This window comes from Sulfurospirillum sp. SCADC (assembly GCF_000743525.1).
GTDB lineage: Bacteria > Campylobacterota > Campylobacteria > Campylobacterales > Sulfurospirillaceae > Sulfurospirillum.
On sequence record NZ_JQGK01000016.1, the window covers coordinates 39,893 to 64,256 of the forward strand.

Here is a 24,364-nt window from a genome sequence, read left to right on the forward strand (position 1 = left end):
GAAGAGGATAACGATTCAATGGAAAAATACAACAGAGAAGAGTTTGAAGAAGTCATCGTTAACATTGGCCGCGTAACAAAAGTTGTTAAAGGCGGTAGACGTTTTAGATTTACAGCACTCGTTGTTGTTGGAAATAAAAAAGGTCTTGTTGGCTTTGGTTTTGGTAAGGCTAAAGAGGTTCCTGATGCTATTAGAAAAGCAGTTGATGATGCGTTTAAAAACATTGTCAAAGTAAATATCAAAGGTTCAACCATCGCTCATGATGTTGAAGTTAAATTTAATGCAAGTCGTATTATTCTTAAACCAGCAAGTGATGGTACCGGCGTAATCGCTGGTGGTGCAACGCGCCCCGTCGTTGAACTTGCAGGTATTAAAGATATTTTGACAAAGTCATTGGGTTCAAACAATGCTTCTAACGTGGTAAGAGCAACAATTAAAGCTCTTAGCATGATTAAAAGCTAAGTGAAGAGAAGGATTCAAAATGGCATTAGATAATCTTACACCAGCAGAAAATTCTACTAAAAAGATCAAACGCGTAGGTCGTGGTCAAGGTAGTGGTATGGGTAAAACTGCAAGCCGTGGTAATAACGGTCAAAAATCTCGTACAGGTTACAAGCGTAAAAGAGGTTTTGAGGGTGGTCAACAACCCCTTCAAAGAAGATTACCAAAAGTTGGTTTTACTTCTAAAATCGTGAAACCTTATATCATTAATGTTGATAAAATTAAAGCAGTTGCAGAACTAGCTGAAATTACCGTTGATGCGATTAGAGCTGTACATAAAATTGGAAGTAGTGTTCTTAAAGTGAAATTGATTGGTGCAGGTGCAAAAGAGCTTTCTGCTAAGATCAAAGACGAAAACGTCATTTTTACTGGAATGAGTAAATGAGCCAAGATCTCACGAAGAAGATTTTAGTTACATTAGGCTTTATATTTGCATACAGGATACTGGCATACGTGCCAGTTCCTGGTGTCAATATAGCTGTAATTAAAGAGTTCTTCGACTCCAATAGCTCAAATGCCCTTGGAATGTTTAATATGTTCAGCGGTAATGCTGCACAACGTCTTAGTATTATATCGTTAGGTATTATGCCTTACATCACCGCGTCTATTATTATGGAACTTCTTGCAGCAACTTTCCCAACACTTGGTAAAATGAAAAAAGAACGTGATGGTATGGTGAAATACATGCAGATCATTCGATATGCAACGATTGTTATTACGATTGTACAAGCCATTGGTGTTTCCGTTGGTCTTGGAGGGTTAAGTGGTCGTGCTGGCGAGAGTGCTATTATGATCGATATGACAACCTTTACAGCCATTGCGGCTGCGAGTATGCTTACGGGTACCATGTTACTCATGTGGATTGGTGAGCAGATTACACAGCGTGGTATTGGTAATGGTATCAGTTTGATTATTTTTGCAGGTATCGTTTCAGGAATTCCGAGTGCGATTGGTGGAACCATTAACCTTGTCAATACGGGAGAGCTCAATTTCCTTGTTGTCATTGGTATTTTGGTGGTCATCTTAGCCACGGTTGGTTCTATTATTTATGTGGAGATGGGTGAGCGCCGTATTCCGATTTCCTATTCGCGAAAAGTCGTTCTTCAAAATCAACACAAACGTATTATGAACTATGTGCCTATTAAAATGAATCTGAGTGGTGTTATTCCTCCTATTTTTGCAAGTGCAATTTTGATGTTCCCATCAACGATTATGCAAGCAAGCACCAACCCGATTGTTCAATCTATTCATGATTTCCTCAACCCAAACAGTTATGTCTTTAATGTACTGACATTTTTGTTCGTCATTTTCTTTGCCTATTTTTACGCATCGATTGTTTTTAATGCAAAAGATATTTCTGAAAACCTTAAAAAACAGGGTGGCTTTATTCCCGGTGTTCGACCAGGAGAGAGTACCGCACTCTTTTTAAATGAAGTAGCAGGTAGATTAACTCTTTGGGGATCTATCTATTTAGGGCTTATCTCTACGCTTCCATGGGTTTTGGTAAAAGTGATGGGTGTACCATTCTACTTTGGTGGAACTGCAGTGTTGATTGTTGTTCAAGTGGCACTCGATACCATGCGTAAAATTGAAGCACAAATGTATATGAACAAATATGAAACACTTAGTGCGGTAGGTCTTTAAGGAGATGGCAATTACGATTAAAAAAGCTCAGGAAATTGCAAAACTTTCTGTTGCGAATAAGATTGTTGCCAAAACGTTAGAGTATCTTACATGTAACATTCATCCAGGGCTTAGCTTAAAAGAGCTCAATGCCATGGGTGAGTCTTACATTCATAGCCTTGGTGCACGTCCTGCCTTTAAAGGACTCTATGGTTTTCCAGCCGGTGTGTGTACCTCTGTCAATGAAGTCATTATTCATGGCATCCCTACTGATTATCAACTTAAAGAGGGTGATATTGTAGGACTGGATATTGGTACAGAAGTTGATGGCTGGTATGGCGATTCTGCTGTAACCGTAGGGGTCGGAGCAATATCAAAAAGTGATGAGAGTTTGATTGCATGTGCCAAAGATGCTCTCTATTATGCCATTGATATTATTGAGCCAGAGATGCGCTTTAAAGAGCTAAGCCATGCGATTGAGCAATTTATTCTTCAAAAAGGGTATGTTCCTTTACATGGATTTTGTGGACATGGTATTGGTAGAAAACCGCACGAAGAGCCAGAAATTCCTAACTATTTAGAAGGGATTAACCCTAAAAGTGGTCCTAAAATCAAAAATGGTATGGTGTTTTGTATTGAGCCAATGATCTGCCATAAAGAGGGGACTCCAAAAATTTTGGCGGATAAATGGTCAGTTGTTTCTGCGGATGGGTTAAGAGGAAGCCACTATGAGCACACCGTTGCGGTCGTAGATGGCACAGTAGAAATTTTGTCTCTATCTTGAGATTATAGGAGGTAAAATGGCAAAAGATGACGTGATTGAAATAGATGGTAAAGTGATAGAAGCACTTCCCAACGCAACCTTTAAAGTTGAAGTTCAAAATAGCCATGTGATTTTATGTCACATCGCCGGTAAAATGAGAATGCATTATATTAAAATAATGCCGGGAGATACCGTAAAAGTAGAGTTAACTCCGTATAGTTTGGATAAAGGACGTATAACGTACAGATATAAGTAATTTATTAGCTTAAATTCTGTATAATTTATCCCTTTTGTAAAGCTGTGTGAAGAATAATCGAAAAAGGAACCACTGTTTTTTCGATTGTTGGTTTGAGATACATCATCAAACCTGTGACAGTTTAACTCAAAGTTCCAGTGGAAAAAAAGTTCAGGAGTCACGAATGAAAGTACGACCTTCTGTAAAGAAGATGTGCGATAAGTGCAAAGTGATCAAACGAAAAGGTATCGTTAGAGTCATTTGCGTAAATCCAAAACACAAACAGAGACAAGGATAAGCATGGCAAGGATTGCAGGTGTAGACCTTCCAATGAAAAAGAGAGTAGAGTATGGTTTAACCTACATCTACGGTATAGGTTTGACAAGTTCTAGAGCTATTTTAACAGCAACTGGAATTTCGTTTGATAAAAGAGTTCATGAGCTAAGTGAAGATGAAGTTGCTGCGATTCGTAAAGAGATCCAAGCAGACTTTCAAGTAGAGGGTGATCTTCGTAAAAAAGTGGCTATGGATATTAAAGCTTTGATGGATATGGGAAGCTATAGAGGTCTTAGACATAGACGTGGCTTGCCAGTTCGTGGACAAAAAACAAAAACGAATGCGCGTACCCGAAAAGGTAAAAAACGTACCGTTGGCGCTAAAGCTAAATAACGAAGTCTCAAAGGGAAACAGATGGCAAAAAGAAAAGTAGTACGTAAAAAAGTTGTTAAGAAAAATATTGCTAAAGGTATCATTTATATCTCTGCAACATTTAATAACACTGTCGTAACTGTAACTGATGAGATGGGAAATGTTATTGCGTGGAGCAGTGCAGGAAGTTTGGGCTTTAAAGGTAGTAAAAAATCTACTCCTTATGCAGCACAACAAGCCGTCGAAGATGCACTCACTAAAGCAAAAGAGCATGGTCTCAAAGAAATCGGTATCAAAGTTCAAGGCCCGGGCAGTGGTCGCGAGACAGCGGTAAAAAGTGCTGGTACAACAGAAGGTATTAAAGTGTCTTTCCTAAAAGATATTACACCTCTTCCACACAATGGCTGTAGACCTCCAAAAAGAAGAAGAGTTTAATTCTAATCTTTAGAATAGAATGTCTTTAAGAGAAACAAAATAATTTTTTCGTTTATGCAATAGATTAGGAGAAAAAATGGCAAGATATAGAGGACCAGTCGAGAAGCTCGAGAGAAGACTTGGTGTCAGCTTAGCCCTTAAAGGTGAGCGCAGACTTGCTGGTAAAAGTGCGTTAGATAAGCGACCATATGCACCAGGTCAACACGGACAAAGAAGATCAAAAATTAGCGAGTATGGACTCCAATTAAGAGAGAAACAAAAAGCTAAATTTATGTATGGAGTTTCTGAAAAACAATTCAGACGTATATTTGACGAAGCAGCTCGTAAAGAGGGAAACACAGGTATTAACCTTGTTCTCCTTATCGAAAGAAGACTTGATAATGTTGTTTACCGTATGGGATTTGCAACAACAAGACGCTTTGCACGTCAATTAGTTACCCATGGACACATTTTAGTGAATGGCAGCAGAGTTGACATTCCTTCGTATGTTGTACGTGCAGGTGATAAAGTAGAGGTTTGTGAAAAATCTAAAAATAACCCACAAGTTAAAAGAGCGCTTGAATTAACACAACAAACGGGCATTGCCCCATGGGTTGATGTTGAGAGAGAAAAAGCAATGGGTATTTTTACACGCATCCCTGAGAGAGAAGAAGTAGTGATTCCGGTTGAAGAAAGATTAATCGTTGAGCTATACTCTAAATAATAAAGTAGGTAGTATATGAAAAAAATCAATACATCAGCTTACATGCCAACTGAAATTGAGGTAGAAAATATTGCGGCAAACAAGGTTCAAATTAGTGCATACCCATTTGAATCTGGTTTTGCAGTAACCTTGGCACATCCTTTACGTAGATTGCTTTTAAGCAGTACTGTAGGATCTGCCCCAACGGCTGTAAAGATTGAAGGCGTAACCCATGAATTTGATAGCATGCGCGGTATGCTTGAAGATGTTGCTCTTTTCATCATTAACCTTAAAAATATTCGTTTTAAAATCAAAGGTGATGAAAAACGTGTAGAGGTTAACTACTCATTTACTGGACCAAAAGAGATTAAGGGAAGCGATTTAGCGAATGCTCACATTGAGATTGTTACACCAGATGCTTATTTGGCAACGATCAATGAAGATGCAGAGTTTAACTTCTCTTTAATCCTTGAAAAAGGAATCGGCTATGTTCCAAGTGAGAACATTAGAGGATTGGTTGGAGAAGATTATATTGCACTCGATGCTTTCTTTACACCTGTAAAAAGAGCTGTGTACGATATTGAGAATGTTTTGGTTGAGGACAATCCTAACTATGAGAAAATTGTTTTCACAATTGAAACAGATGGACTTGTTTCTCCAATCGAAGCTTTTAAAAATTCACTGGAAGCAATGTATTCACAAATGTCCGTTTTTAATGGCATTTTGGATATTGCAGTGGCTCCAAAAAGTGAGAGCTCTAATGAGAACGTGGAGCTTGGTAAGCTATTACAGAGTATTGAAGAGTTAAATCTAAGTGCTCGTAGCTTCAACTGTTTAGACAGAGCTGAGGTTAAATTTATTGGCGAGCTTGCTTTGATGAGCGAGTTAGAACTCAAAAACCTCAAAAATCTAGGCAAGAAATCGTTAGAAGAGATCAGACAAGTTATGGAAGAGAGTGGTTATCCGGTTGGATATAATTTCTCTGACGAGACGGCAAGTTTGCTCAAGAAAAAAATTGAAGATTTAAAATCTGAAGCCAACGAGGGTTAATTTATGAGACATAAGCACGGATACAGAAAGCTTGGTCGTACTTCATCACACAGAGCGGCGTTGTTGAAGAACTTGGCTATAGCTGTCATTAAATATGAGAAAATCGAGACAACAGTTCCTAAAGCAAAAGAGCTTAGAGGATTTGTTGAAAAATTGATTACGCAAGCTGGAGTTGGTGGCGATCATGCTCACAAAACTGTTTTTGCTGCACTTCAAGATAAAGAGTGTACTAAAAAATTGGTTAATGAGATCGCACCTAAATATGTTGAGAGAAATGGTGGTTACACCCGTATTATAAAAACACGTATCAGAAAAGGCGATGCAGCGCCTATGGCGTTTTTAGAGCTCGTCTAAATCTCACTTTTTTGCCTTGGGAGCGGCTTGCTCCCAAGCAATACTTCGTTAAATTTTTTTACCCTAAACACTTCTTCCCCCACTAAAAATTAAGTCACTTTTAACTCAAACTATTGTTAAATTAGATACTTTTGCTATAGGAGAATCTATGATACCATTTAGTGACGAAGAGTTGCTTCCCGTTGTCGAAAAATCACTTGAAAAAATTAAGCCGATGCTTGCATTAGACGGCGGTGGACTGACATTATTAGGTATTAAAAGCGGACGTGTTTTTGTTCAACTTCAAGGTGCCTGCCAAGGGTGTGCATCCAGTGGACAAACACTCAAATACGGCGTAGAGCGCCAATTAAGAATTGATATTCATCCCGAACTTGAAGTTGTCAATATTTTACCTGGGATGGAACATGAGTTTGAAGCAATTGGAGAGTAATGAACGCTTATATTACCAAAGGGATTGAAAAATTTTACGCCAAAAATTTCCAAGAGGCAATGCTTCAGTTTGCATTAGCGCTGAGTGTTGATCCCAAATCAAAAGAAGCTCGTATTGGGGCTATTTTATGCGATATGGCAATGCACAATGAAGAGCAAGCCATGGCGCTTTTTGAGTATTATATCTTAACCAAAGAAAATGGTGCGGAAGATTGTGAAGAGGTGATGGAAGAGATCATTAACTCCGTGGAAGAACACAGTGAAAAAATAGCGCATTTGTTTAAAGAGAGTGATTTTGAAGCGCGTATTAATGCCGAAAACGGCATCAAATATGAAGATTTTATGACACTGATTGAAGCGCGTGGTAGCTTTAAAGAGGCATTTGAGGACATTATGTTCTCCACCAAAGTTATTATCTCAAAAAAAGAAGATTTTGTTGATTTTTTAGCCAGATTGATTGAAAATGGTTTTATCGAGATGTCCTTGAATTATCTTGAGAGTGCCGTCACACTTTTCCCAAACGATGAGCAGCTTTTATCGCTGATTAAAAAAGCACAAAAATAGAGAATCATCTTGAAAATAGAACTTCCAAATCATAATACATTTTTACATGTAACCGACAATTCAAACGAATGTGATGCCTCAAGCATCTTTGTTTTAACCAAACTGAACGCGATGTATGAGCAAAGTGCGCGTGATCATGGCTGCACTCACATCATCTCGCCCAAAGCGTGCTTGGATCTGCTTGGTATCCGTGATGCGATTAAAATCATTGGCATTACGGGTACGAATGGTAAAACAACCACAGCGGCTGCTATCTACTCGATCTTGCTGGATCTTGGCAAAAAAGTGGGTTTGCAAGGAACACGAGGGTGTTTTATCAACGATCATCGCATCGAAGAGAAAAGCCTTACCACACCGCCCATTTTACAGACGATTCATAACCTCAAACTCGCCGTAGACGCAGGCTGTGAGTATTTTGTGATGGAAGTGAGCTCGCATGCCATTGTGCAAAACCGCATCGATGGGCTTCCTTTTGCTTTGAAAATTTTGACCAATGTGACGCAAGATCATCTCGATTTTCATAAAACGATTGATGAATATATCGCCGTTAAGAGTCGTTTTTTTGACGATGAGAGTGTCAAGTTGATCAACAAAGATGAGAGTAAAATCCGTTTTAACCGTACCAATGCAATGACTTATGGCATTGAACATCCTGCAACCTATAAAATTTTGGCGTATTCGCTCAAAGAGGGCATCAGCGCGGCGGTTGCCAAGATTGATAAAGTGTATGAGTTTGAATCCCCTTTGCATGGCTTTTTTAATCTCTACAATATTCTTGCTGCGATCAGTGCGGTGGATATGCTAGGGGTTGCTTCTATGGAGGCGATTTGTGAAGCGGTAGAACACTTTGGTGGCGTGGAAGGTCGTATGGAGGTGGTGAGTCACGATCCTTTAGTGATCGTTGATTTTGCCCATACTCCCGATGGCATGGAGAAGGTGCTTGATAGTATGAAAGAGCGCGACCTTGTCGTGGTTTTTGGAGCAGGAGGCGATAGAGATCGCACGAAACGCCCAAAAATGGGAGCCATGGCACAGCGTTATGCTAAAAAAATTGTCGTGACCAGCGATAACCCACGCTCCGAAGATCCCCACAGTATTATCGCTGAAATTTTGACGGGAATGAGTCCTAGTGAATCTTTACATGTAGAAGTCGATCGCCACAAAGCGATTGAAAAAGCATTGAGGATGCAAGCTTCTGATGAAGTGCTTCTGATCCTTGGAAAAGGGGATGAAACCTACCAAGAGATCCAAGGTAAAAAATATCCTTTTGATGATCGCAGCGTTGTTCGAGAGCTCATCGCTCAATGGGCTAAGCAAAAATAGGGTAAAATAAACAAATTTCTTAATCCAGAAGAGGTACAAAAGCGATGACGCTTGAGATGCTATACAGCAAAATTCACAGAGCCACGGTTACAGATGCAAATTTGAACTATGTCGGCTCGATTACAATTGATAAAGAGTTAATAGAGGCTTCCAACCTTCATGTAGGGCAAAAAGTTGAAGTCGTAAACATTAATAATGGTGAGCGCTTTACCACCTATGTGATTGAGGGAAAAGCAGGCGGAAAAGATATTTGCCTCAATGGGGCAGCGGCTCGCAAAGCCCATATTGGTGATAAAATCATCATCATCGCCTACGCGCATATGAGTGAAGAGGAGCTTAAAACTTTTAAGCCGACGGTTGCTTTGGTGGATGAATATAATACGTTAGTCGAAGTAAGAGATTACATCTGATGTTTGAAAATTTTGATCTTTCCAAAGTAGGCGCGATGCTTGAAGAGGCGCAAAAGCAAGCTCAAAAAATGCACGAAGATGCAAGCAATAAGCAATTTACCGCTAAAAGTGGCGGTGGCATGGTGAGTGTGAGCATGAATGGTAACGGTGAAGTCATTGATATAACGCTCGATGATTCACTGCTTGGGGATAAAGAGTCATTGCAGATTTTACTGATCAGTGCGATGAACGATGTCTCCAAAATGGTAGAAGAGAATAAAAAACTAGCGACGACTCAGATGCTCTCTGGCATTGGGGGATTTGGCGCGAACACTTAAGGAGTAGTATGTGAAACGTCTAGGACTCTTTCTTCTCTTAATAACCGGGGCTCTTTGTGCAGCCGATGTGCCAGCATCTACACCAACTCCTGCTTCTAAAGCAGAGTTTGTTTATCCCGATTTTTCACAATGTTATGAAAAAAACAGACACTCCATTGTCTCTTTTGGCACAACGCGTGCTATTGCTATTAGTGAAAAACAAGCCGTTGCGTATTCGAAAGAGAAACCGAGTGTTCCGTATGTTCGGTTTGATTACTACTCCAATCTCTATCTGTTCGATTCTCCAAAACCTTTGGTGCCTGTAAAACTAAAGTCCACCAGTGAACTCAAGCTGGGGGAATGGCTTGTCAGTATGACCGATAACTCCCTCATCGCTGTTAATGCGTCTAAAATTGGAAACAGTGCGAATGAGTTGTTTGAATTTGGTGGCGTGGGTGAAGTGAGTACCCTCGTGGGTGGGCTTTGCTGTGAAATGTATGGACTTGGTATTGGCGATAAATTTTTTATTGGCTCCGAAGCATTGAAGCTTTTTATCGATGGTAAGACCGCTTCATTCCAAGAGTTAGGTGTACGCATTGTGGATGGGAATGAGAGCGTCATTGTCGATTTTGTGGATTCCAATATGAAAGAAGCGAAACTCAAAATGGGCGATGTGATTACACGCTTGAATGGAAAATCTGTGAAAAACGTTGCCGAGTTTGCAGATGCCCTCAGAGGTCTTAAAGATTTGAGCAAAGTCAGTGCGCAACTTCAGCGCAATAATGCTTGGATGGAAGAGAATTTACTAGCACCTAAACCGCTTCCTAAAAAAGAAGAAGCCAAGAAAAAAATGCCGACTCCTCAGGTTAAAAAAGTGAGCTATTTGCAGAGCAAGGGATTTACGTTTGATACAAATCTTCGCATTAAAGAGATCACTCGGGGCTCTTTTGCTGAACAAAGTGGTCTTAAAGTGGGAGATCGTTTAATGCAAGTAGAGCAGCAGCCCGTTGAACGTCTTACCGAAGCGGATGCGTATCTCTCCAAGACACGTAACCGCGATGTAAGTCTTTTATTTGAGCGTGATGATTTCCAATTTTTTGTAACATTGAATCGATGAAAGGGATCTTTTGAGTTCTAAAACATTAGTCGAAAAATTTGAACGATTTTTAAAAGCAAAACTTCCTGTGGTGGAGAGTTTTCATCCCCATTTTAACCATGCTTTTGGCGAAATGCTTGATGTGGGTGGAAAGCGATTTCGCCCCTTATTACTGCTCAGTGTGGTTGAAAGCTCCCAACCTCTTTTGGTGGAAAATGCTTTACATGTAGCCCTTGGTTTGGAGATGATGCACACCTATTCGCTGATTCATGATGATCTGCCGTGTATGGACAATGCGCCTCTTAGACGCGGACATCCAACCTTACATGTAAGCTATGATGAGACCACCGCGGTGCTTATCGGAGATGCCCTCAACACCCATGCGTTTTATCTTTTAGCCAACGCTCCTCTGAGTGCTGAGATCAAGGTAAAGCTGGTCTCCATTTTGTCGAATAATGCGGGAATTCATGGTATGGTTTTAGGTCAAGCCATTGACTGTTTTTTTGAAGATAAACGTTTGAATGTCGAAGAGTTGACATTTTTACACCTTCATAAAACAGCCAAACTCATTGCGGCCTCCCTAATAATGGGAGCGGTGATCTGTGAATTGGACAAAACGACTCAAGAAGCACTCTATCAGTTTGGTCTTAAACTGGGACTTTTGTTCCAAGTACAAGATGACATCATCGATGCAACGCTCTCAAGCGAAGAGGCTGGCAAACCAACGCACAATGACGAACATAAAAACTCATTTGTCAATCTGCTAGGATTGGAATCGGCTCAAGAGATAAAACAAAAACTTCTTGTGGAATTGGATGGTGAATTAGAAAAGCTTGATGCAGCTTTGTCTCACAGACTCAAAAGCATTGTCGAAGCATATTTTAAAGGATAGAGATACGATGGAAAATAAAAAAATATTGAAAAAACAAGCCGATACGATCCGTTTTTTGGCAGCCGATATGGTACAACGTGCGAACAGTGGACATCCAGGTGCGCCTATGGGATTGGCGGACATCGTTACCATATTAGCACGACATATCACGCACAATCCCAAAAATCCAAAGTGGTTGAACCGTGATCGTTTGGTTTTTAGTGGTGGACACGCTTCGGCATTGGTGTACTCTTTTTTACATTTAAGTGGTTATGACATTAGTTTAGAAGACCTTCAAAACTTTAGACAACTCGGCAGTAAAACACCCGGTCACCCCGAATACGGCGATGTGCCTGGCGTTGAAGTGACCACAGGCCCTTTAGGTCAAGGAATTTCCAATGCTGTGGGGTTTGCTATGGCGGCTAAATATGCCGCAACCGTTCTCAATCAACCTAAAGTAGAAGTGATTACGCATAAAGTCTACTGTTTGTGTGGCGATGGCGACCTTCAAGAAGGTATCAGTTATGAAACGTGTTCTTTAGCTGGACATCTTGCTTTGGATAATTTAGTCGTGATTTACGATAGCAATGCAATTACGATTGAAGGCGATACTTCTATCGCGTGGAGCGAAGATGTGAAACACCGTTTTGAAGCGCAAGGGTGGGAAGTCTCTCGCATTGATGGGCATGATTTTGATGAGATTAATGCGGTTTTAGAGCAAGCAAAAGAGCAAACAAAGCCTTACCTCATTATCGCAGATACGACCATTGCTAAAGGTGCATGCCAGATGGAAGGAAGTCATCATGCGCATGGTGCCCCTTTGGGGTGTGAAGAGATCAAAAACTCTAAAATCAAAGCAGGGTTTGATCCTGAAAAAAGTTTTAATGTCGATGAAGATGTGTATGCGCGCTTTAGTTGTGCCCTTGAAAAAGGTGATCTGGCAGAAGCAAACTGGAATGCACGCATTAAAAACGATTTAAGCAGCGAGCAAAAAGCTCTTTTAGATGCACTTTTAAACCCTGATTTTTCAAAGATTGAATGGCCTAATTTTGATGTGGATGTCGCAACACGCGATAGCAATGGAAAAATTCTTAACGCGATTGCGCAAGCGATTCCAGGTTTTATTGGCGGCAGTGCCGATCTTGGCCCTTCCAATAAAAGTGAGCTGACAGGACTAGGTGATTATCCTCTGGGACGAAATATTCACTTTGGTATTCGCGAACATGCGATGGGGGCGATTATCAACGCGTTTGCTTTGTATGGCTTGTTTATTCCTTTTGGCGCGACCTTTTTTATCTTTAGCGATTATATGAAGCCCTCTGTCCGTTTAGCAGCCCTTATGAAACTGAAGAATTTTTACATCTGGACGCACGATAGTATCGGTGTAGGCGAAGATGGACCAACGCATCAGCCGATTGAACAACTCAGTCAATTTAGAGCACTTCCAAACTTCTACGTTTACCGACCATGCGATGGTAGAGAAAACGTGAAAGCATGGAAAAAGGCTCTGAGTATGCAAGCGCCTGCGGCATTTGTCTGCTCGCGCCAAAAGCTTCGAGCACTTAAAGACGATCGTGCATATGGCGATGTGGAGAATGGTGGTTACCTTTTAAAACGACGCGAAAATGCACAAGTGACTTTGATGGCGAGCGGAAGCGAAGTCTATCTTGCATTGGAAGTGGCATGCTACCTTTCGATGTTTGGCATCCCAAGCAATATGGTCAGTGTGCCGTGTTTTGATCTTTTAAATGAGCAAGATGAGGCGTATATTCAAACGATCATTGAGCCACAAACCAAAGTCATCGCCATTGAAGCGGGGGCTGGGATTGAGTGGTACCGCTATGCGGATAAAGTCATCTGTATGGAGCGTTTTGGCGCGAGTGGTCCGGCGGAGCTCTTATTTGAGAAATTTGGCTTTACAGCACAAAAAGCAACTAAGAGTGCATGTGAATTTTTAGGGCTTGACTATGAAGCGCTTAAAGCTGAATTAGAACGCGATCATGAAAAAAAACATTGTATTTGACCTAGATGGCACGCTTCTAGATACTTTAGAAGACATTGCCATCAGTGCTAATTTTTCGCTCGTTTCGCTTGGATTTGAAGCACAAGAGTGTGAAAAATACCGTTATTTCGTGGGCGAGGGTGTTTCCAAATTGTTTGAAAACATCTTTGCCTCCAATCCTCAAAGCCCTGAGTTGATTCAAGACGCTGTCTCGTTGTTTGAAAGCCATTATGCCAAGCAATTTAACCAAAATACCACGCTTTACGAAGGTATTAGTAAAATGCTGACTTTCTTGCAAAAACGTGGTTTTAAGATGTCAATCCTCTCTAATAAACCCGACTCCTTTACCAAAATGTGTGCGATGAAATATCTGCGCGAATGGAAGTTTGATCTTGTGTTGGGCGCACGTGATGGAATTCCACGAAAGCCCGATCCAACGGCTGCTTTCGAGATCTGTGAGCATTTACATGTAACGCCTGAAGCGTGCTATTATTTAGGCGATACGATGATTGATATGCAAACGGCAAATCGTGCAGGGATGATCGCGGTGGGTGCTTTATGGGGATTTAGGGAAGAGGCGGAACTAAGAGAGCATGGGGCAAAATACCTTGTCAAAAACCCCAGCGAGGTGATTAAGCTTCTCGCTGAGGTGTAACGCTTAAGATTTAAATTTCCCCAGTTCATTATTCAGGTTCTCTGTCATTGTGTGAAGATGCTCGGAGGCTTGAGAGACATTGTCGATGCTCGTGACGTTCTCTTTTGAGATCACATTGATCTTCTCGATCTCTTCGACCATTCCTTTAATTTGCGTTGCGGTATGGATAAAATTATCCACCGTTGCGTGGGCATCTTCAATCGTCTTTTGAACCGTAGTATCAATCGTGTTCATACCATTTTGAAGTTCCATGGAGATAGCAGCAAGCGCATTGACCTCGGTTGCATTGTGGGCGATGTCGGTGTTTGCGTCCATGATGGATTGTACCACGACGTTGATCGTTGCATCGATTTCCACCAGACTTTTTTGGGTACGTTCGGCGAGTTTTCGCACTTCATCGGCAACGACGGCAAAACCACGTCCATGCTCCCCTGCACGTGCCGCTTCAATCGCCGCATTAAGGGCTAAAAGATTGGTTTGATCGGCAATATCACGGATGATGCTGAGCACCTCTTTGACCTCATTGGCATTGTGACTGACGGTATTAAGACGATCCGCCAAGCTTTGCTCTTTAACAGCGGTCTCTTGCATCGTTTTTTCTAAATGTTCGGCTTGATTTTTAACGGTATTGATGTCTTGTTGTGTTTTGCGCAGTGTCTCTTGCGAAGTGGTTGCTTTTTGAACCGATGCCTCAATCGCATTGGTGAGGGCAATACCGCTCTCTTTGGTTTTGCTTACGATTTTGGCTTCTGCATCCACATTTTTGACAACCTCTGAAGCCGTACGTGAGAGCTCTTCGGAGATGGAAGCGTTTTCATTACTAATCTCTTTCGATTTTTTAACAATATCATGGAGCTTCTCAATAAATTTGTTGATATTACCTGAGACTTGACCAAACTCATCACGACTGGCTGCTTGAAGCCTTTGTCTCAGATCACCTTCACTGCTTGAGAGATCTTTGACCACATTGTTGAGGCGATCCAAGGGTTGAAGAAGCAGTTTAATCAGAAAAGCCATAATCGCGATAGAGAGAATGAGCATAATCAGACCCATAACAAAAAGTTCTTTAACTTGGCTATTAAGAAAGGCATAAGCGGTCTCTTTATCAAACGCAATACCTGGAGTCCAGTTGGTTTCAACGGATACTTTAAAGGCAAACAGTTTATTGATTCCATCTTGTGTGTATTCAATTAACCCTTCTGGTTGACCTGTAAAATAAGGTTTGAGGTTAGATTCTTTGCCCAAACGATCGGCTTTAGGATGGGCGATAACGGTCTTTTTCGTATCCAAAAGCATTCCATAGCCACCGTTTATTTTAACATCGCTCACCGCTTTGACAACGCGGGTTAAATCAAACATGGTAGCAACCGCACCAATAATTTTCCCATTTTTAACAATCGGTGCTGTCACAGCAATTAAATTGATAGGCTCAGCCGTACCGATATAAATATCCGTAACACTCGCTTTTTGTGCTGATACAGCAAGGGTATACCATGGACGCTTTCGAGGATCAACTTTCTGCATCGTATTGGTACCATAAATCATAACGCCACTTTCTTCAAACCCTAAAAAACTATCTTTTCCGCCCGTTGTTTTAGTCGTTTCTTGCAAAATAGCTTTGATTTGTGCTTCGCTCATCTCTTCCATATTACTCAGCATTCTAGCCGAACTGCTCAGAATATTTTTTTGCCCTGATAGCCACAGATCGATGTAATCGGTCAGTGAGCTTGATGCCATCATGAGGTTCGCCTCAACTTGTTTAATACTGTTTTTCTTGGTATCGATATAGCTTACCACACCAAATGCGCTAAGACTGATACAGATAAGAAGAGCGATAATCAGGGTGACTTTTGTTTTGAATTGCATCAAGGACTCCTTTTGTGAGCGTGTTTGCATGTAAAATACTTCAATTGCATTGAGAATACTAAAATGTAATTATAGCGTCTCTTTTGAGACGAAAACGAGACTTTAATAGAATTATCGTCTCGTTTTGGCTGAAATATGAGGATTATACTCTTTTGAGATTATAGATATGTTACTAAAATGTCAATAAACGTCCAAAGAGACGAGTCTGATTGGACGTTCAAATCAGTGGACTAAGACTTGAATTTCCCCAATTCGTTGTTGAGGTTTTCCGTCATGACATGTAAATGTTCCGATGCTTGAGAGACATTGTCAATGCTGGTGACATTCTCTTTTGAAATCAGATTAATTTTGTCGATTTCACTTACAATATGTTGAATTTTTTGAGCCGTTTCCACGAAACTTTCAACCGTCACATGCGTATCGTTTGCCGTGACTTGAATAATAGAGGCAATGGCATTCATCTCTGATTGTAGCTCAACCGAGATGGACGCTAAGGCATTGACTTCCGTTGCATTGGTTCCAATTTCAGTATTGGCATCCATGATGGATTGCACCACAACATTGATGGTCGCATCAATTTCAACCAAACTTTTTTGCGTACGTTCCGCCAGTTTTCGCACTTCATCTGCAACGACCGCAAACCCTCGCCCATGTTCCCCCGCACGTGCCGCTTCAATGGCAGCGTTAAGCGCTAAAAGATTCGTTTGATCGGCAATATCACGAATGATGCCTAAAACATCTTTGACTTCGTTGGCATTGTGACTGACGGAGTTGAGCTTTTGGGATAAATCTTGCTCTTTAAGCGCGGTTGCTTGCATCGTATTTTCAAGGTACTCGACTTTGGCTTTGACATTGCTAATGTCGGTTTGCGTCTGTTGCAAAACTTTGTGGGAGCTTTTGGCTTTTTCCACGGAGTTCTCAATCGCTTGAGTCAGTGCTAAGCCCTCTTGTTTGGTGCCTTCAACAATTTTGGATTCCATATCTACATTTCGTACAACTTCGGTAGCCGTACGCGAGAGCTCTTCTGAAATCGAAGCGTTTTCTGCACTAATCGTTTTTGATTTGTTGACAATTTCATGCAGCTTCTCTATGAATTTATTGATGTTGCCTGAGACCTGCCCGAACTCATCATTTTGCTTTACATGTAAACGTTGTCTTAGATCGCCATCACTGCTGGAAAGCTCTTTAACAACGTTATTAAGCGTGTCAAGGGGTTTAAGTAATTTTTTAATAAGGACGATCATAATGCCAATGGAAAAGATCAGCATGAGAATACCCATGACCAAAAGCTCTTTGGTTTGTTGCTCCAAAAAGGTATACGCAGCCGCTTTTTCAAAGGTAATCGCTGGGGTCCAACCGGTTTCATCAGCACGTTTAAACGCAAAGACTTTCTCGACTGTATTGAACGTGTAATTAACAATACCCTCTTTGTCCTGGGCTGTTTTTTGATGTAATGCAGGGAGGAGGGATGATAGCTCTTTGCCCAATAACTCTTTATTCGGATGGGCAATAATGATCCCTTTGGTGTCGAGTAAAAGACCATACCCTCCATTAAAGTTAATGTCAGCGATGACTTTAAAGAGTGCATCTAAATCGATGTTTGTAGCAACAACGCCTACAAGCGTTCCTTTATCAAACACAGGTGCCATAATGGCAACCACATATTTTTTACTACTTGAGCTTATGAAAGCATCACTTGCGCCTGCTTTTTGAGTCGTTTTGGCACTGACATACCAAGGACGTGTGCGTGGGTCAAAATTGGCGGCAGCAGATGTATTGCTTCCGTACACCATGCGCCCGTTTTCAAATCCTATAAAGGAGTCAAGCCCTTTGAGCGTTTTGGTAAGTTCCCTAAGGCGTTCTTTGAGCTCTTTTTCATTGAGGGATGCGGCTACAGAGAGTGAGCGTGCCGTCGCATCCACAACCTCTTTTTTAGAAGCAATCCATAGATCGATGTAATCGGTCAAAGAGCGCGAAGCCATTTGAATGCTGGTCTCAACTTGGGCTACACTGTTTTTTTTCGTCCCTTGATAACTTATGTAGCTAAAAAGCGTAAGACTCACAAACATCAGTAGTGCAATACTAAAAGTCACTTTTGTCTTAAACTGCATCATGCCCCTCCTGTTTAAAGTGTGTTTAAATCAAGTATAACGCGTTAGCGTTGCAAAAGCGTTGCAATTTATTCAAAAAGGGGTAAAACAAAAAGGAGTTATGCAGAAACTGCCCATGTTGTCTTCCATCACATGAGCAGTTTTAAACAGAGCGCGGTTAGGACTTAAATTTTCCCAGTTCGTTGTTGAGGTTTTCGGTCATAACATGTAAATGCTCACTCGCTTGTGAAACATTGTCGATGCTTCCCACATTCTCTTTAGAGATCACATTGATCTGTTCAATCTCTTCAACAATTTTTTTAATCTTTGTGGAGGTCTCAATAAAGTCATTGACGGTGTAGTTGGAGGCATCGATGGTTTCATGAATGATGGTTGCCACCGTGTTCATCCCCTTTTGAAGATCGGCAGTAATAGACGCTAACGCTTGCACCTCTTGAACATTTTGAGCAATGTCGGTATTGGCATCCATGATGGACTGGACAACGACATTGATCGTTGCATCAATCTCCACCAACCCTTTTTGGGTACGTTCGGCGAGTTTTCGTACTTCATCCGCAACTACCGCAAATCCACGTCCGTGCTCTCCTGCACGCGCAGCTTCAATGGCGGCATTGAGTGCAAGCAAATTGGTCTGATCGGCAATATCACGAATGACGCCCAAGACATCTTTGACTTCATTGGCATTGTGGCTTACACTATCAAGCCTTTGGGCTAAGCTTTGCTCTTTAATTGCAGTGGCTTGCATCGTGCTTTCAAGCTGTTCGACTTTGCTTTTGACTTCAACGATGTCATGCTGTGTTTGGCTCAGGGCTTCTTGGGAACTTTTAGCTTTGACGACCGAGGTTTCAAGGCTTTTGACCAAGGCAATGCCCTCTTCTTTGGTGGTCTCCACAATCTTCGATTCAGAACCAACGTTTTTCACAACCTCGGCGGCGGTGCGTGAGAGATCTTCGGAGATAGAGGCATTTTCATTGCTGATACTTTTTGATTTTTTGACGATTTCATGCAGTTTTTCAATAAATTTATTGATATTGCGCGATACTTGCGCAAACTCATCGTTAGACGAAGCTTCCAGTCTCTGCCTTAAGTCACCTTCGCTACTGGAGAGCTCCTCAACGACCGTGTTAAGGTTGTCCAGTGGTTTAAGAAGGGTTTTAATGAAAAACAGCATCAGTGCAATCGAAAGCGCTAACATCACTATGCCTGCGATAAAAAGCTTGCTCATCTGTTGATTTAAGAAGCTGTAGGCGACCTCTTTATCAAAGCTAATGCCCGGTGTCCATTGTGCCTCTTTTGACGCATGGTAGGCAAAAATCTTCTGAATGCCATTAAATTCATACTCCACAAGGTCGTCTGCTTTTCCCAATTGAGAAGCAAACGTGGACTCTTTTCCCATTTTTTCTTTATCGGGGTGGACAATGTAGCTGTTTTTACTATCAAGCAACATGCCATATCCTCCGTTAAAATTGACATCATTGATGGTTTTCACCAAGGTATCGAGCGTAATGTCGATTCCAAAAACACCGATAAAACTCTTTTCGCGGTAAATGGGTGCCATGATGGTAATCATCTGGGCTTTGGATGTCGAACCAATGTAGACATCGGTGATGCCAAGCTTCCCACTCTCTTTGGCCTGTTTGTACCATGGTCTCTGCCTTGGGTCATACTCTTTGGGCTGTTTTTTATCGCTTCCCCATGTCATAGTTCCATCTTCTAAGCCCACATAGGAGTCAAAAGCTCCCAGCATTTTACTGGTTTCGGAGAGTTTTTCAGTGAGGTCAGTGGGTGTTAAGAGATCCACATCTTTGAGCGAACGTGCCATACTTTCTGTGGCGCTTTTTTTCGAAGATAACCATAAGTCAATATAATCGCTTAAGGATTTTGATGCCATTTTGAGGCTGGTTTCGACTTGTAGGGTGCTGTTTTTCTTGGTATCGATATAACTAAAAAGGCTAAAGATACTTAAGCTAAAGAGCATACACAGTGAAATGATAAGAGTAATTTTGGCTTTGAACGACACAGAAAACTCCTTGAAGTGTCAGATAGTGAAACGCATTATAACAGTCTTTCTTGAGAAGAAAAATCAGATGACTGTATAAGTTTAAGGCACTAAAACGATTTTGAAAAGACTTTTTTCATGTAAAGGCAAAGCAGGAAAAGAAGGGGAACCGCTAAAGAAACAACAAGCAAGATTTTGTTACAATGGTCTCTAAAACTATATTCGATGAGGATCTCTTATGTTACTTTTGACACCAGGACCGACTCCCGTTCCTGAAGCAGTTCGTATGGCGATGGCAACACCCACCATTCATCACAGAACACCTGAATTTGAGGTTATTTTTGGAAAAGCACGAGGCTATTTAAGCACGCTTTTTAATATGGAAGAAGTTTTGATGCTTGTCGCTAGTGGCACAGGAGCCATGGAAGCCTGCGTGCTTCATTTGTGCCAAAGCAAAGCGATTGTCGTCAATTCGGGTAAATTTGGCGAGCGTTTTGGCAAAATTTGTGCCGCATACAACAAACCGTTTGTCGAAATTAAAAATGAGTGGGACACACCTGTGAGTGTCGATGCCATCATTGAATTGGTTCAAAACGATGCCAGCATTGATGCGGTCTTTATGCAAGTGTGTGAGAGTGCCGGTGGACTTCGTCATCCTGTTGAAGAAGTTGCCAAAGCGGTCAAAGCGATTCGTCCTAACATCATGGTTATTGCCGATGGCATTACCGCGGTGGGGGTTGAAAAAGTCGATACAACGAACATTGATGCCTTGATCTCTGGCAGTCAAAAAGCGTTGATGCTTCCTCCGGGACTTGCGTTTATTGGTTTGAGTGCCAAATCGCTAGAGATCATCGACAACGGAGGGGTTGGTTACTACTTTAACCTCAAAACGGAACTGAAAAACCAACGTAAAAATACGACCGCATGGACGGCTGCAACGACATTGGTGATCGGTCTTGTGGCGATGTTTGAACTCATCGATGCTGAGGGTGGTTTGGATAAACTCTATGCCGATACAGCCAAAAGAGCCGATGCAACCAATAAAGCATTGCAAGCGTTGGGACTTCACATCTACCCCAAAGTACCAGCAAAAGCGATGAGTGCGGTGTTACACGATGATGCAAGCAAAATTCGCAAAATTTTGAAAACCAAATACGGTGTCAATATGGCAGGCGGGCAAGATCACATCAAAGAGACACTTTTTCGTATCAACCATATGGGATTGATCAACGTTTACGAAACGGCTTGGACGCTCAATGCGGTCGAGCTTGCGCTTGCTGAACTAGGAAAGCGTGCGTATGATGGCACCGCCAATCGGGTCTTTTCCCAAGAATTTTACCAAGGTTAATGATGATTTATGAACATGAGATACCCACCGGAAGCAAGCTCTATTTTGGAAAAAGTGCCAAGTTAAAGCGACAGCTTGAAACGGTGGCGAGTGAACTCTTTTACGAGGTGGGATTTGAAGAGATCGTGACGCCTTATTTTTCGTACCATCAGCACCAAAGCATTGATGCGAAGGAGTTGCTCCGTTTTTCAGATGAACAAAACCACATCATCTCTCTCAGGGCCGATAGTACGATGGACGTGGTGCGCTTAAGTACCAAAAGAGTGGACAGAACGACCAATCACTCCAAATGGTTTTACATTCAGCCGGTGTTTCGCTACCCCAGTCATGAAGTGCATCAAATTGGCGCAGAGCTGATTGGTGAGGAAGATTTGGCGTTGAGCATTGCCACGAGTTTGTCCATTTTTGAGAAATTTGAGCTTAAACCCCTTTTACATGTAAGCAATATCAACATTCCCAAAATTCTCTCCGAAATGTTGGGTTTAGATCTGAAAATCTTTGAAAAAGGGGAGCTTCAGAAGCTTTTGGCACTGGATATTCCGTGGTTGACGAAGTTGACGTGTTTGCAGACTTTAGCAGAGCTTGAAGCGGTGATTCAAGAGGTTCCTGCTGTTTTAAAAGGTGAACTTGAAAAGCTTAAAGCACTCTCAACGCATATTGTGTACGATAATGTTGTCTTTTCACCGCTTTACTATGTGAAAATGCGCTATTATAATGCGCTGTTTTTTAGATTTATCTCTAAAAACTATACACTAGGTTCGGGTGGAAGTTACGATTGTGAGGGCATTGGCTCAAGTGGTTTTGGACTTTACACCGATGATTTGATCGAAATATTAATTAAAAGAGATGGACACTAAAATGAAAGCGGATATGATTGTAGGGATTCAGTGGGGCGATGAGGGAAAAGGAAAGATCGTTGATCTGATGGCACAACATTACGATGTCGTGTGTCGTTACCAAGGCGGACATAACGCTGGTCACACGATCTGGGTTGATGGCGTACGTTACGCGCTTCACTTGATTCCCTCTGGTATTTTAAATCCAGAAGCACTCAATGTCATTGGTAATGGTGTGGTGGTGTGTCCTGAAGCATTGATCAAAGAGATGGCGCAGTTTGATAAATTAGAGGGTCGTCTGTTTGTGAGCGATAAAGCGCATATGATTTTAAATCACCACATTTTAATTGATCAAGCCAAAGAGAAACTTCGTGGTGCTAAAGCCATTGGAACGACAGGTCGTGGCATTGGACCAAGCTATGGTAGCAAAATCGAGCGAAGTGGACACCGTTTGGGCGAACTTCGAGATACCGAAAAACTGACCAATGCTTTGGTGGAGTTTTACGATGAAAACCGAGCGCTTTTTAGTGCCCTTGGTATTGTAACGCCTAATTATGAGACGCTAAAAAAAGAGTTAGATGGCTATGCAAAAGTACTTTTACCGTTTTTAACAGACACAACCCATATGGTCTGGACATGTTTGGATGAGAATAAAAAAGTGTTGTTAGAGGGTGCACAAGGTACGATGCTCGATATTGATCATGGAACCTATCCGTTTGTAACCAGTTCAAACACGATCAGTGCGGGTGCATGTGTCGGTTTGGGATTGAATCCCAAAGATATTGGTAAAGTGACAGGTATTGTTAAAGCGTACTGTACGCGCGTGGGAAATGGACCTTTCCCAACAGAAGATTTTGGTGCCGAAGGCGATCAATTGCGCGAAAAAGGGCATGAGTATGGTACGTCTACAGGGCGTGCGCGCCGTTGTGGTTGGTTTGATGCCGTGGCGTGTCGCTATGCTAGTCGTATCAATGGTTGTGATGATCTTGCCATTATGAAACTCGATGTTTTAGATGGTTTTGAGACGATCAAAGTGTGTGTGGCGTATGAAGTCAATGGAAAAAGAGTTGAAACCTTGCCTGAGGATTTGGAAAATCTTATACCGATTTATGAGGAGCTTGCGGGTTGGGAGAGTGTTGTGGGATGTCGTCAATTTGAAGACCTTCCTGAAACGGCTAAAACCTATCTTAAACGCCTTGAAGTCTTAACCGGAACCAAAATAGGACTGGTCTCTACGAGTCCTGATCGGAACGATACGATTATTTTATAATCTTTACATGTAAAGGTATTTTGGATGAAAAGTCAGTTCTCAAAGATCGCTAAAATTCGTAAACAAAAGCGCGATACGATTGAGAAAGAGCTGATGAAAAGCCAAAATAAAGAGCGCATGTTGGCGCATAAAATCACGACGCTGTATGAAGATATTGCCGCTGTTCAGATGCCAAAAGAGGGTTTGGTCACCATGCTTTTGATGGTCAATGAGCAAAAAAATATCTTAAGTCGTGAAAAAAAGCGGTGTGAGCAAGAGCTTTACACCGTTCAGCGCGCAACAAAAAAACTTCACATCGAATACCAAAAAGCGCACGTTGAATATGAAAAAATAAAATACCTCGAAGAGCAAGAGTTGCAAGTGTTGATGGATAAAATCAAACGCGAAGAACAGCTTTACTTAGATGAAATATCAACGATGTTGTTTGCAGGTCAACTCTCTAAAAAAGGTCACGAATGAAGCATGTGTGGATCATGTTGGTAACAACACTGCTAGGGGCAGAGACGATTGATTGTACTCAAATTTTTGAGAACCGTAAAGTAGAATTACTGCGTGAAGTAGAGAAGATCGATGAGGCGCGCCAATCGTTTGAAGCCTTACAAGCTGCCACGAATGCCCTTTTTGAGAAACAAAAAAATGTACTGAAAGAAAAAGAGAGCGCACTCGCCAAGACCAAAGAGCAGATCGACGCCAAAGAGAAACAGATCACTTTGATGCTAGAAGAGAATAAAAAGCTTTTAGATCAGGTGCAAGCAAAGAAAAATGATAAGTTGGATGAAACCTACATCAAGATGAAAGATGCTGCGGCTGCGGCGATTGTCGAGAAGCTTCCGGTGCATGAGGGGGCTGCGATTATGTTTGGACTGCCGGCGAAAAAAGTCTCACAAATCATGGCAAAGATGAATCCTCAAATTGCCTCCGAAATTACACAACAGCTGAAAAAAGGTCCCCCTTTTGTAGAGAACAACCAAACAAAAGAGTGACAAAACCTGCCTCG

Annotated in this window: 28 protein-coding genes; 25 read left to right on the plus strand and 3 right to left on the minus strand. The window is 41.6% G+C overall.

Going from position 1 to position 24,364, the window contains the following annotated elements; all coding sequences use genetic code 11:
- Nucleotides 1-18 precede the first annotated feature (18 nt).
- The 20 genes from rpsE to JU57_RS10695 all read left to right on the plus strand — a co-directional run bounded on the left by rpsE (nt 19) and on the right by JU57_RS10695 (nt 13,937).
- A complete protein-coding gene (gene rpsE, locus JU57_RS10605) occupies nt 19-462 on the plus strand; it encodes a 30S ribosomal protein S5 (protein WP_012857714.1) in 444 nt (147 codons plus the stop codon).
- A gap of 19 nt (nt 463-481) precedes the next feature.
- Nucleotides 482-886 (plus strand): 50S ribosomal protein L15, encoded by a 405-nt coding sequence (gene rplO / locus JU57_RS10610; RefSeq protein ID WP_037960740.1) that lies wholly within the window; start codon nt 482-484, stop codon nt 884-886.
- Nucleotides 883-2,145 (plus strand): preprotein translocase subunit SecY, encoded by a 1,263-nt coding sequence (gene secY, locus JU57_RS10615; RefSeq protein ID WP_025345763.1) that lies wholly within the window; start codon nt 883-885, stop codon nt 2,143-2,145. The genes rplO and secY overlap by 4 nt, the downstream gene beginning before the upstream one ends.
- 4 nt (nt 2,146-2,149) lie before the next feature.
- Nucleotides 2,150-2,908: a type I methionyl aminopeptidase gene (map, locus tag JU57_RS10620; protein ID WP_037960743.1), complete on the plus strand. Its 759-nt coding sequence runs from the start codon at nt 2,150-2,152 to the stop codon at nt 2,906-2,908.
- A 16-nt stretch (nt 2,909-2,924) separates the two neighbouring features.
- Complete coding sequence (infA, locus tag JU57_RS10625) at nt 2,925-3,143, plus strand: translation initiation factor IF-1 (RefSeq protein WP_012857710.1); 219 nt, start codon at nt 2,925-2,927, stop codon at nt 3,141-3,143.
- Nucleotides 3,144-3,306: 163 nt separating this feature from the next.
- Complete coding sequence (gene rpmJ / locus JU57_RS14135) at nt 3,307-3,420, plus strand: 50S ribosomal protein L36 (protein ID WP_038533455.1); 114 nt, start codon at nt 3,307-3,309, stop codon at nt 3,418-3,420.
- A gap of 2 nt (nt 3,421-3,422) precedes the next feature.
- Nucleotides 3,423-3,791 (plus strand): 30S ribosomal protein S13, encoded by a 369-nt coding sequence (gene rpsM / locus JU57_RS10630; protein ID WP_037960747.1) that lies wholly within the window; start codon nt 3,423-3,425, stop codon nt 3,789-3,791.
- A 21-nt stretch (nt 3,792-3,812) separates the two neighbouring features.
- Entirely contained in the window at nt 3,813-4,205 is a 393-nt protein-coding gene (rpsK, locus tag JU57_RS10635) for a 30S ribosomal protein S11 (RefSeq protein WP_014770213.1), read from the plus strand.
- Between the two features lie 76 nt (nt 4,206-4,281).
- On the plus strand, nt 4,282-4,908 hold the full coding sequence (gene rpsD / locus JU57_RS10640; RefSeq protein ID WP_037960752.1) for a 30S ribosomal protein S4: 627 nt from the start codon (nt 4,282-4,284) through the stop codon (nt 4,906-4,908).
- A gap of 15 nt (nt 4,909-4,923) precedes the next feature.
- Nucleotides 4,924-5,937: a DNA-directed RNA polymerase subunit alpha gene (locus JU57_RS10645; RefSeq protein ID WP_037960755.1), complete on the plus strand. Its 1,014-nt coding sequence runs from the start codon at nt 4,924-4,926 to the stop codon at nt 5,935-5,937.
- A 3-nt stretch (nt 5,938-5,940) separates the two neighbouring features.
- Nucleotides 5,941-6,291: a 50S ribosomal protein L17 gene (gene rplQ / locus JU57_RS10650; protein WP_025345758.1), complete on the plus strand. Its 351-nt coding sequence runs from the start codon at nt 5,941-5,943 to the stop codon at nt 6,289-6,291.
- Nucleotides 6,292-6,439: 148 nt separating this feature from the next.
- The gene (locus JU57_RS10655; RefSeq protein ID WP_025345757.1) at nt 6,440-6,721 is read left to right on the plus strand and encodes a NifU family protein; all 282 of its coding nucleotides are present in this window, start codon (nt 6,440-6,442) and stop codon (nt 6,719-6,721) included.
- Complete coding sequence (locus JU57_RS10660; RefSeq protein WP_037960758.1) at nt 6,721-7,284, plus strand: tetratricopeptide repeat protein; 564 nt, start codon at nt 6,721-6,723, stop codon at nt 7,282-7,284. Before JU57_RS10655 ends, JU57_RS10660 begins: the two co-directional genes overlap by 1 nt.
- Nucleotides 7,285-7,293: 9 nt before the next feature.
- Complete coding sequence (locus tag JU57_RS10665; protein ID WP_037960761.1) at nt 7,294-8,607, plus strand: UDP-N-acetylmuramoyl-L-alanyl-D-glutamate--2,6-diaminopimelate ligase; 1,314 nt, start codon at nt 7,294-7,296, stop codon at nt 8,605-8,607.
- Between the two features lie 44 nt (nt 8,608-8,651).
- Nucleotides 8,652-9,017, plus strand: a complete 366-nt coding sequence (gene panD, locus JU57_RS10670) for an aspartate 1-decarboxylase (RefSeq protein ID WP_037960764.1) — start codon at nt 8,652-8,654, stop codon at nt 9,015-9,017.
- Nucleotides 9,017-9,334, plus strand: coding sequence for a YbaB/EbfC family nucleoid-associated protein (locus JU57_RS10675; RefSeq protein WP_037960767.1), 318 nt, complete (start codon nt 9,017-9,019; stop codon nt 9,332-9,334). Before panD ends, JU57_RS10675 begins: the two co-directional genes overlap by 1 nt.
- A gap of 10 nt (nt 9,335-9,344) precedes the next feature.
- Nucleotides 9,345-10,430 carry a PDZ domain-containing protein gene (locus JU57_RS10680; RefSeq protein WP_037960770.1) on the plus strand — a complete coding sequence of 362 codons (1,086 nt, stop codon included), beginning with the start codon at nt 9,345-9,347 and terminating at the stop codon, nt 10,428-10,430.
- Nucleotides 10,431-10,440: 10 nt separating this feature from the next.
- Nucleotides 10,441-11,301, plus strand: coding sequence for a polyprenyl synthetase family protein (locus tag JU57_RS10685; RefSeq protein ID WP_037960772.1), 861 nt, complete (start codon nt 10,441-10,443; stop codon nt 11,299-11,301).
- A gap of 7 nt (nt 11,302-11,308) precedes the next feature.
- Complete coding sequence (gene tkt / locus JU57_RS10690) at nt 11,309-13,303, plus strand: transketolase (protein ID WP_051906817.1); 1,995 nt, start codon at nt 11,309-11,311, stop codon at nt 13,301-13,303.
- Nucleotides 13,281-13,937, plus strand: coding sequence for an HAD family hydrolase (locus tag JU57_RS10695; RefSeq protein ID WP_037960776.1), 657 nt, complete (start codon nt 13,281-13,283; stop codon nt 13,935-13,937). Before tkt ends, JU57_RS10695 begins: the two co-directional genes overlap by 23 nt.
- A gap of 3 nt (nt 13,938-13,940) precedes the next feature.
- Here JU57_RS10695 and JU57_RS10700 read toward each other — a convergent pair whose 3' ends face one another.
- From JU57_RS10700 to JU57_RS10710, 3 genes are all read right to left on the minus strand, one after another.
- On the minus strand, nt 13,941-15,803 hold the full coding sequence (locus JU57_RS10700; protein ID WP_037960779.1) for a methyl-accepting chemotaxis protein: 1,863 nt from the start codon (nt 15,801-15,803) through the stop codon (nt 13,941-13,943).
- Nucleotides 15,804-16,033: 230 nt separating this feature from the next.
- Nucleotides 16,034-17,914 (minus strand): methyl-accepting chemotaxis protein, encoded by a 1,881-nt coding sequence (locus JU57_RS10705; RefSeq protein WP_037960853.1) that lies wholly within the window; start codon nt 17,912-17,914, stop codon nt 16,034-16,036.
- A 157-nt stretch (nt 17,915-18,071) separates the two neighbouring features.
- Nucleotides 18,072-19,934, minus strand: a complete 1,863-nt coding sequence (locus JU57_RS10710; RefSeq protein ID WP_037960781.1) for a methyl-accepting chemotaxis protein — start codon at nt 19,932-19,934, stop codon at nt 18,072-18,074.
- Nucleotides 19,935-20,151: 217 nt separating this feature from the next.
- Here JU57_RS10710 and JU57_RS10715 point away from each other — a divergent pair, with 217 nt between their 5' ends.
- The 5 genes from JU57_RS10715 to JU57_RS10735 are packed head-to-tail and all read left to right on the plus strand — an operon-like array spanning nt 20,152 to nt 24,350.
- Complete coding sequence (locus tag JU57_RS10715) at nt 20,152-21,261, plus strand: alanine--glyoxylate aminotransferase family protein (protein ID WP_037960783.1); 1,110 nt, start codon at nt 20,152-20,154, stop codon at nt 21,259-21,261.
- Between the two features lie 2 nt (nt 21,262-21,263).
- The gene (locus JU57_RS10720; protein ID WP_037960785.1) at nt 21,264-22,118 is read left to right on the plus strand and encodes an ATP phosphoribosyltransferase regulatory subunit; all 855 of its coding nucleotides are present in this window, start codon (nt 21,264-21,266) and stop codon (nt 22,116-22,118) included.
- A 1-nt stretch (nt 22,119) separates the two neighbouring features.
- Nucleotides 22,120-23,367, plus strand: coding sequence for an adenylosuccinate synthase (locus JU57_RS10725; RefSeq protein ID WP_037960787.1), 1,248 nt, complete (start codon nt 22,120-22,122; stop codon nt 23,365-23,367).
- A gap of 24 nt (nt 23,368-23,391) precedes the next feature.
- On the plus strand, nt 23,392-23,826 hold the full coding sequence (locus tag JU57_RS10730) for a flagellar export protein FliJ (protein WP_037960790.1): 435 nt from the start codon (nt 23,392-23,394) through the stop codon (nt 23,824-23,826).
- Nucleotides 23,823-24,350, plus strand: a complete 528-nt coding sequence (locus tag JU57_RS10735; protein ID WP_037960792.1) for a PDP protein — start codon at nt 23,823-23,825, stop codon at nt 24,348-24,350. Before JU57_RS10730 ends, JU57_RS10735 begins: the two co-directional genes overlap by 4 nt.
- Nucleotides 24,351-24,364 lie beyond the last annotated feature (14 nt).

Coding starts and splice junctions, on each gene's coding strand:
- rpsE (WP_012857714.1), top strand. CDS start 19: ATGGAAAAATACAACAGAGAAGAGTTTGAAGAAGTCATCGTTAACATT.
- rplO (WP_037960740.1), top strand. CDS start 482: ATGGCATTAGATAATCTTACACCAGCAGAAAATTCTACTAAAAAGATC.
- secY (WP_025345763.1), top strand. CDS start 883: ATGAGCCAAGATCTCACGAAGAAGATTTTAGTTACATTAGGCTTTATA.
- map (WP_037960743.1), top strand. CDS start 2,150: ATGGCAATTACGATTAAAAAAGCTCAGGAAATTGCAAAACTTTCTGTT.
- infA (WP_012857710.1), top strand. CDS start 2,925: ATGGCAAAAGATGACGTGATTGAAATAGATGGTAAAGTGATAGAAGCA.
- rpmJ (WP_038533455.1), top strand. CDS start 3,307: ATGAAAGTACGACCTTCTGTAAAGAAGATGTGCGATAAGTGCAAAGTG.
- rpsM (WP_037960747.1), top strand. CDS start 3,423: ATGGCAAGGATTGCAGGTGTAGACCTTCCAATGAAAAAGAGAGTAGAG.
- rpsK (WP_014770213.1), top strand. CDS start 3,813: ATGGCAAAAAGAAAAGTAGTACGTAAAAAAGTTGTTAAGAAAAATATT.
- rpsD (WP_037960752.1), top strand. CDS start 4,282: ATGGCAAGATATAGAGGACCAGTCGAGAAGCTCGAGAGAAGACTTGGT.
- JU57_RS10645 (WP_037960755.1), top strand. CDS start 4,924: ATGAAAAAAATCAATACATCAGCTTACATGCCAACTGAAATTGAGGTA.
- rplQ (WP_025345758.1), top strand. CDS start 5,941: ATGAGACATAAGCACGGATACAGAAAGCTTGGTCGTACTTCATCACAC.
- JU57_RS10655 (WP_025345757.1), top strand. CDS start 6,440: ATGATACCATTTAGTGACGAAGAGTTGCTTCCCGTTGTCGAAAAATCA.
- JU57_RS10660 (WP_037960758.1), top strand. CDS start 6,721: ATGAACGCTTATATTACCAAAGGGATTGAAAAATTTTACGCCAAAAAT.
- panD (WP_037960764.1), top strand. CDS start 8,652: ATGACGCTTGAGATGCTATACAGCAAAATTCACAGAGCCACGGTTACA.
- JU57_RS10675 (WP_037960767.1), top strand. CDS start 9,017: ATGTTTGAAAATTTTGATCTTTCCAAAGTAGGCGCGATGCTTGAAGAG.
- tkt (WP_051906817.1), top strand. CDS start 11,309: ATGGAAAATAAAAAAATATTGAAAAAACAAGCCGATACGATCCGTTTT.
- JU57_RS10695 (WP_037960776.1), top strand. CDS start 13,281: ATGAAAAAAAACATTGTATTTGACCTAGATGGCACGCTTCTAGATACT.
- JU57_RS10700 (WP_037960779.1), bottom strand. CDS start 15,803: ATGCAATTCAAAACAAAAGTCACCCTGATTATCGCTCTTCTTATCTGT.
- JU57_RS10705 (WP_037960853.1), bottom strand. CDS start 17,914: ATGCAGTTTAAGACAAAAGTGACTTTTAGTATTGCACTACTGATGTTT.
- JU57_RS10715 (WP_037960783.1), top strand. CDS start 20,152: ATGTTACTTTTGACACCAGGACCGACTCCCGTTCCTGAAGCAGTTCGT.
- JU57_RS10720 (WP_037960785.1), top strand. CDS start 21,264: ATGATTTATGAACATGAGATACCCACCGGAAGCAAGCTCTATTTTGGA.
- JU57_RS10725 (WP_037960787.1), top strand. CDS start 22,120: ATGAAAGCGGATATGATTGTAGGGATTCAGTGGGGCGATGAGGGAAAA.
- JU57_RS10730 (WP_037960790.1), top strand. CDS start 23,392: ATGAAAAGTCAGTTCTCAAAGATCGCTAAAATTCGTAAACAAAAGCGC.
- JU57_RS10735 (WP_037960792.1), top strand. CDS start 23,823: ATGAAGCATGTGTGGATCATGTTGGTAACAACACTGCTAGGGGCAGAG.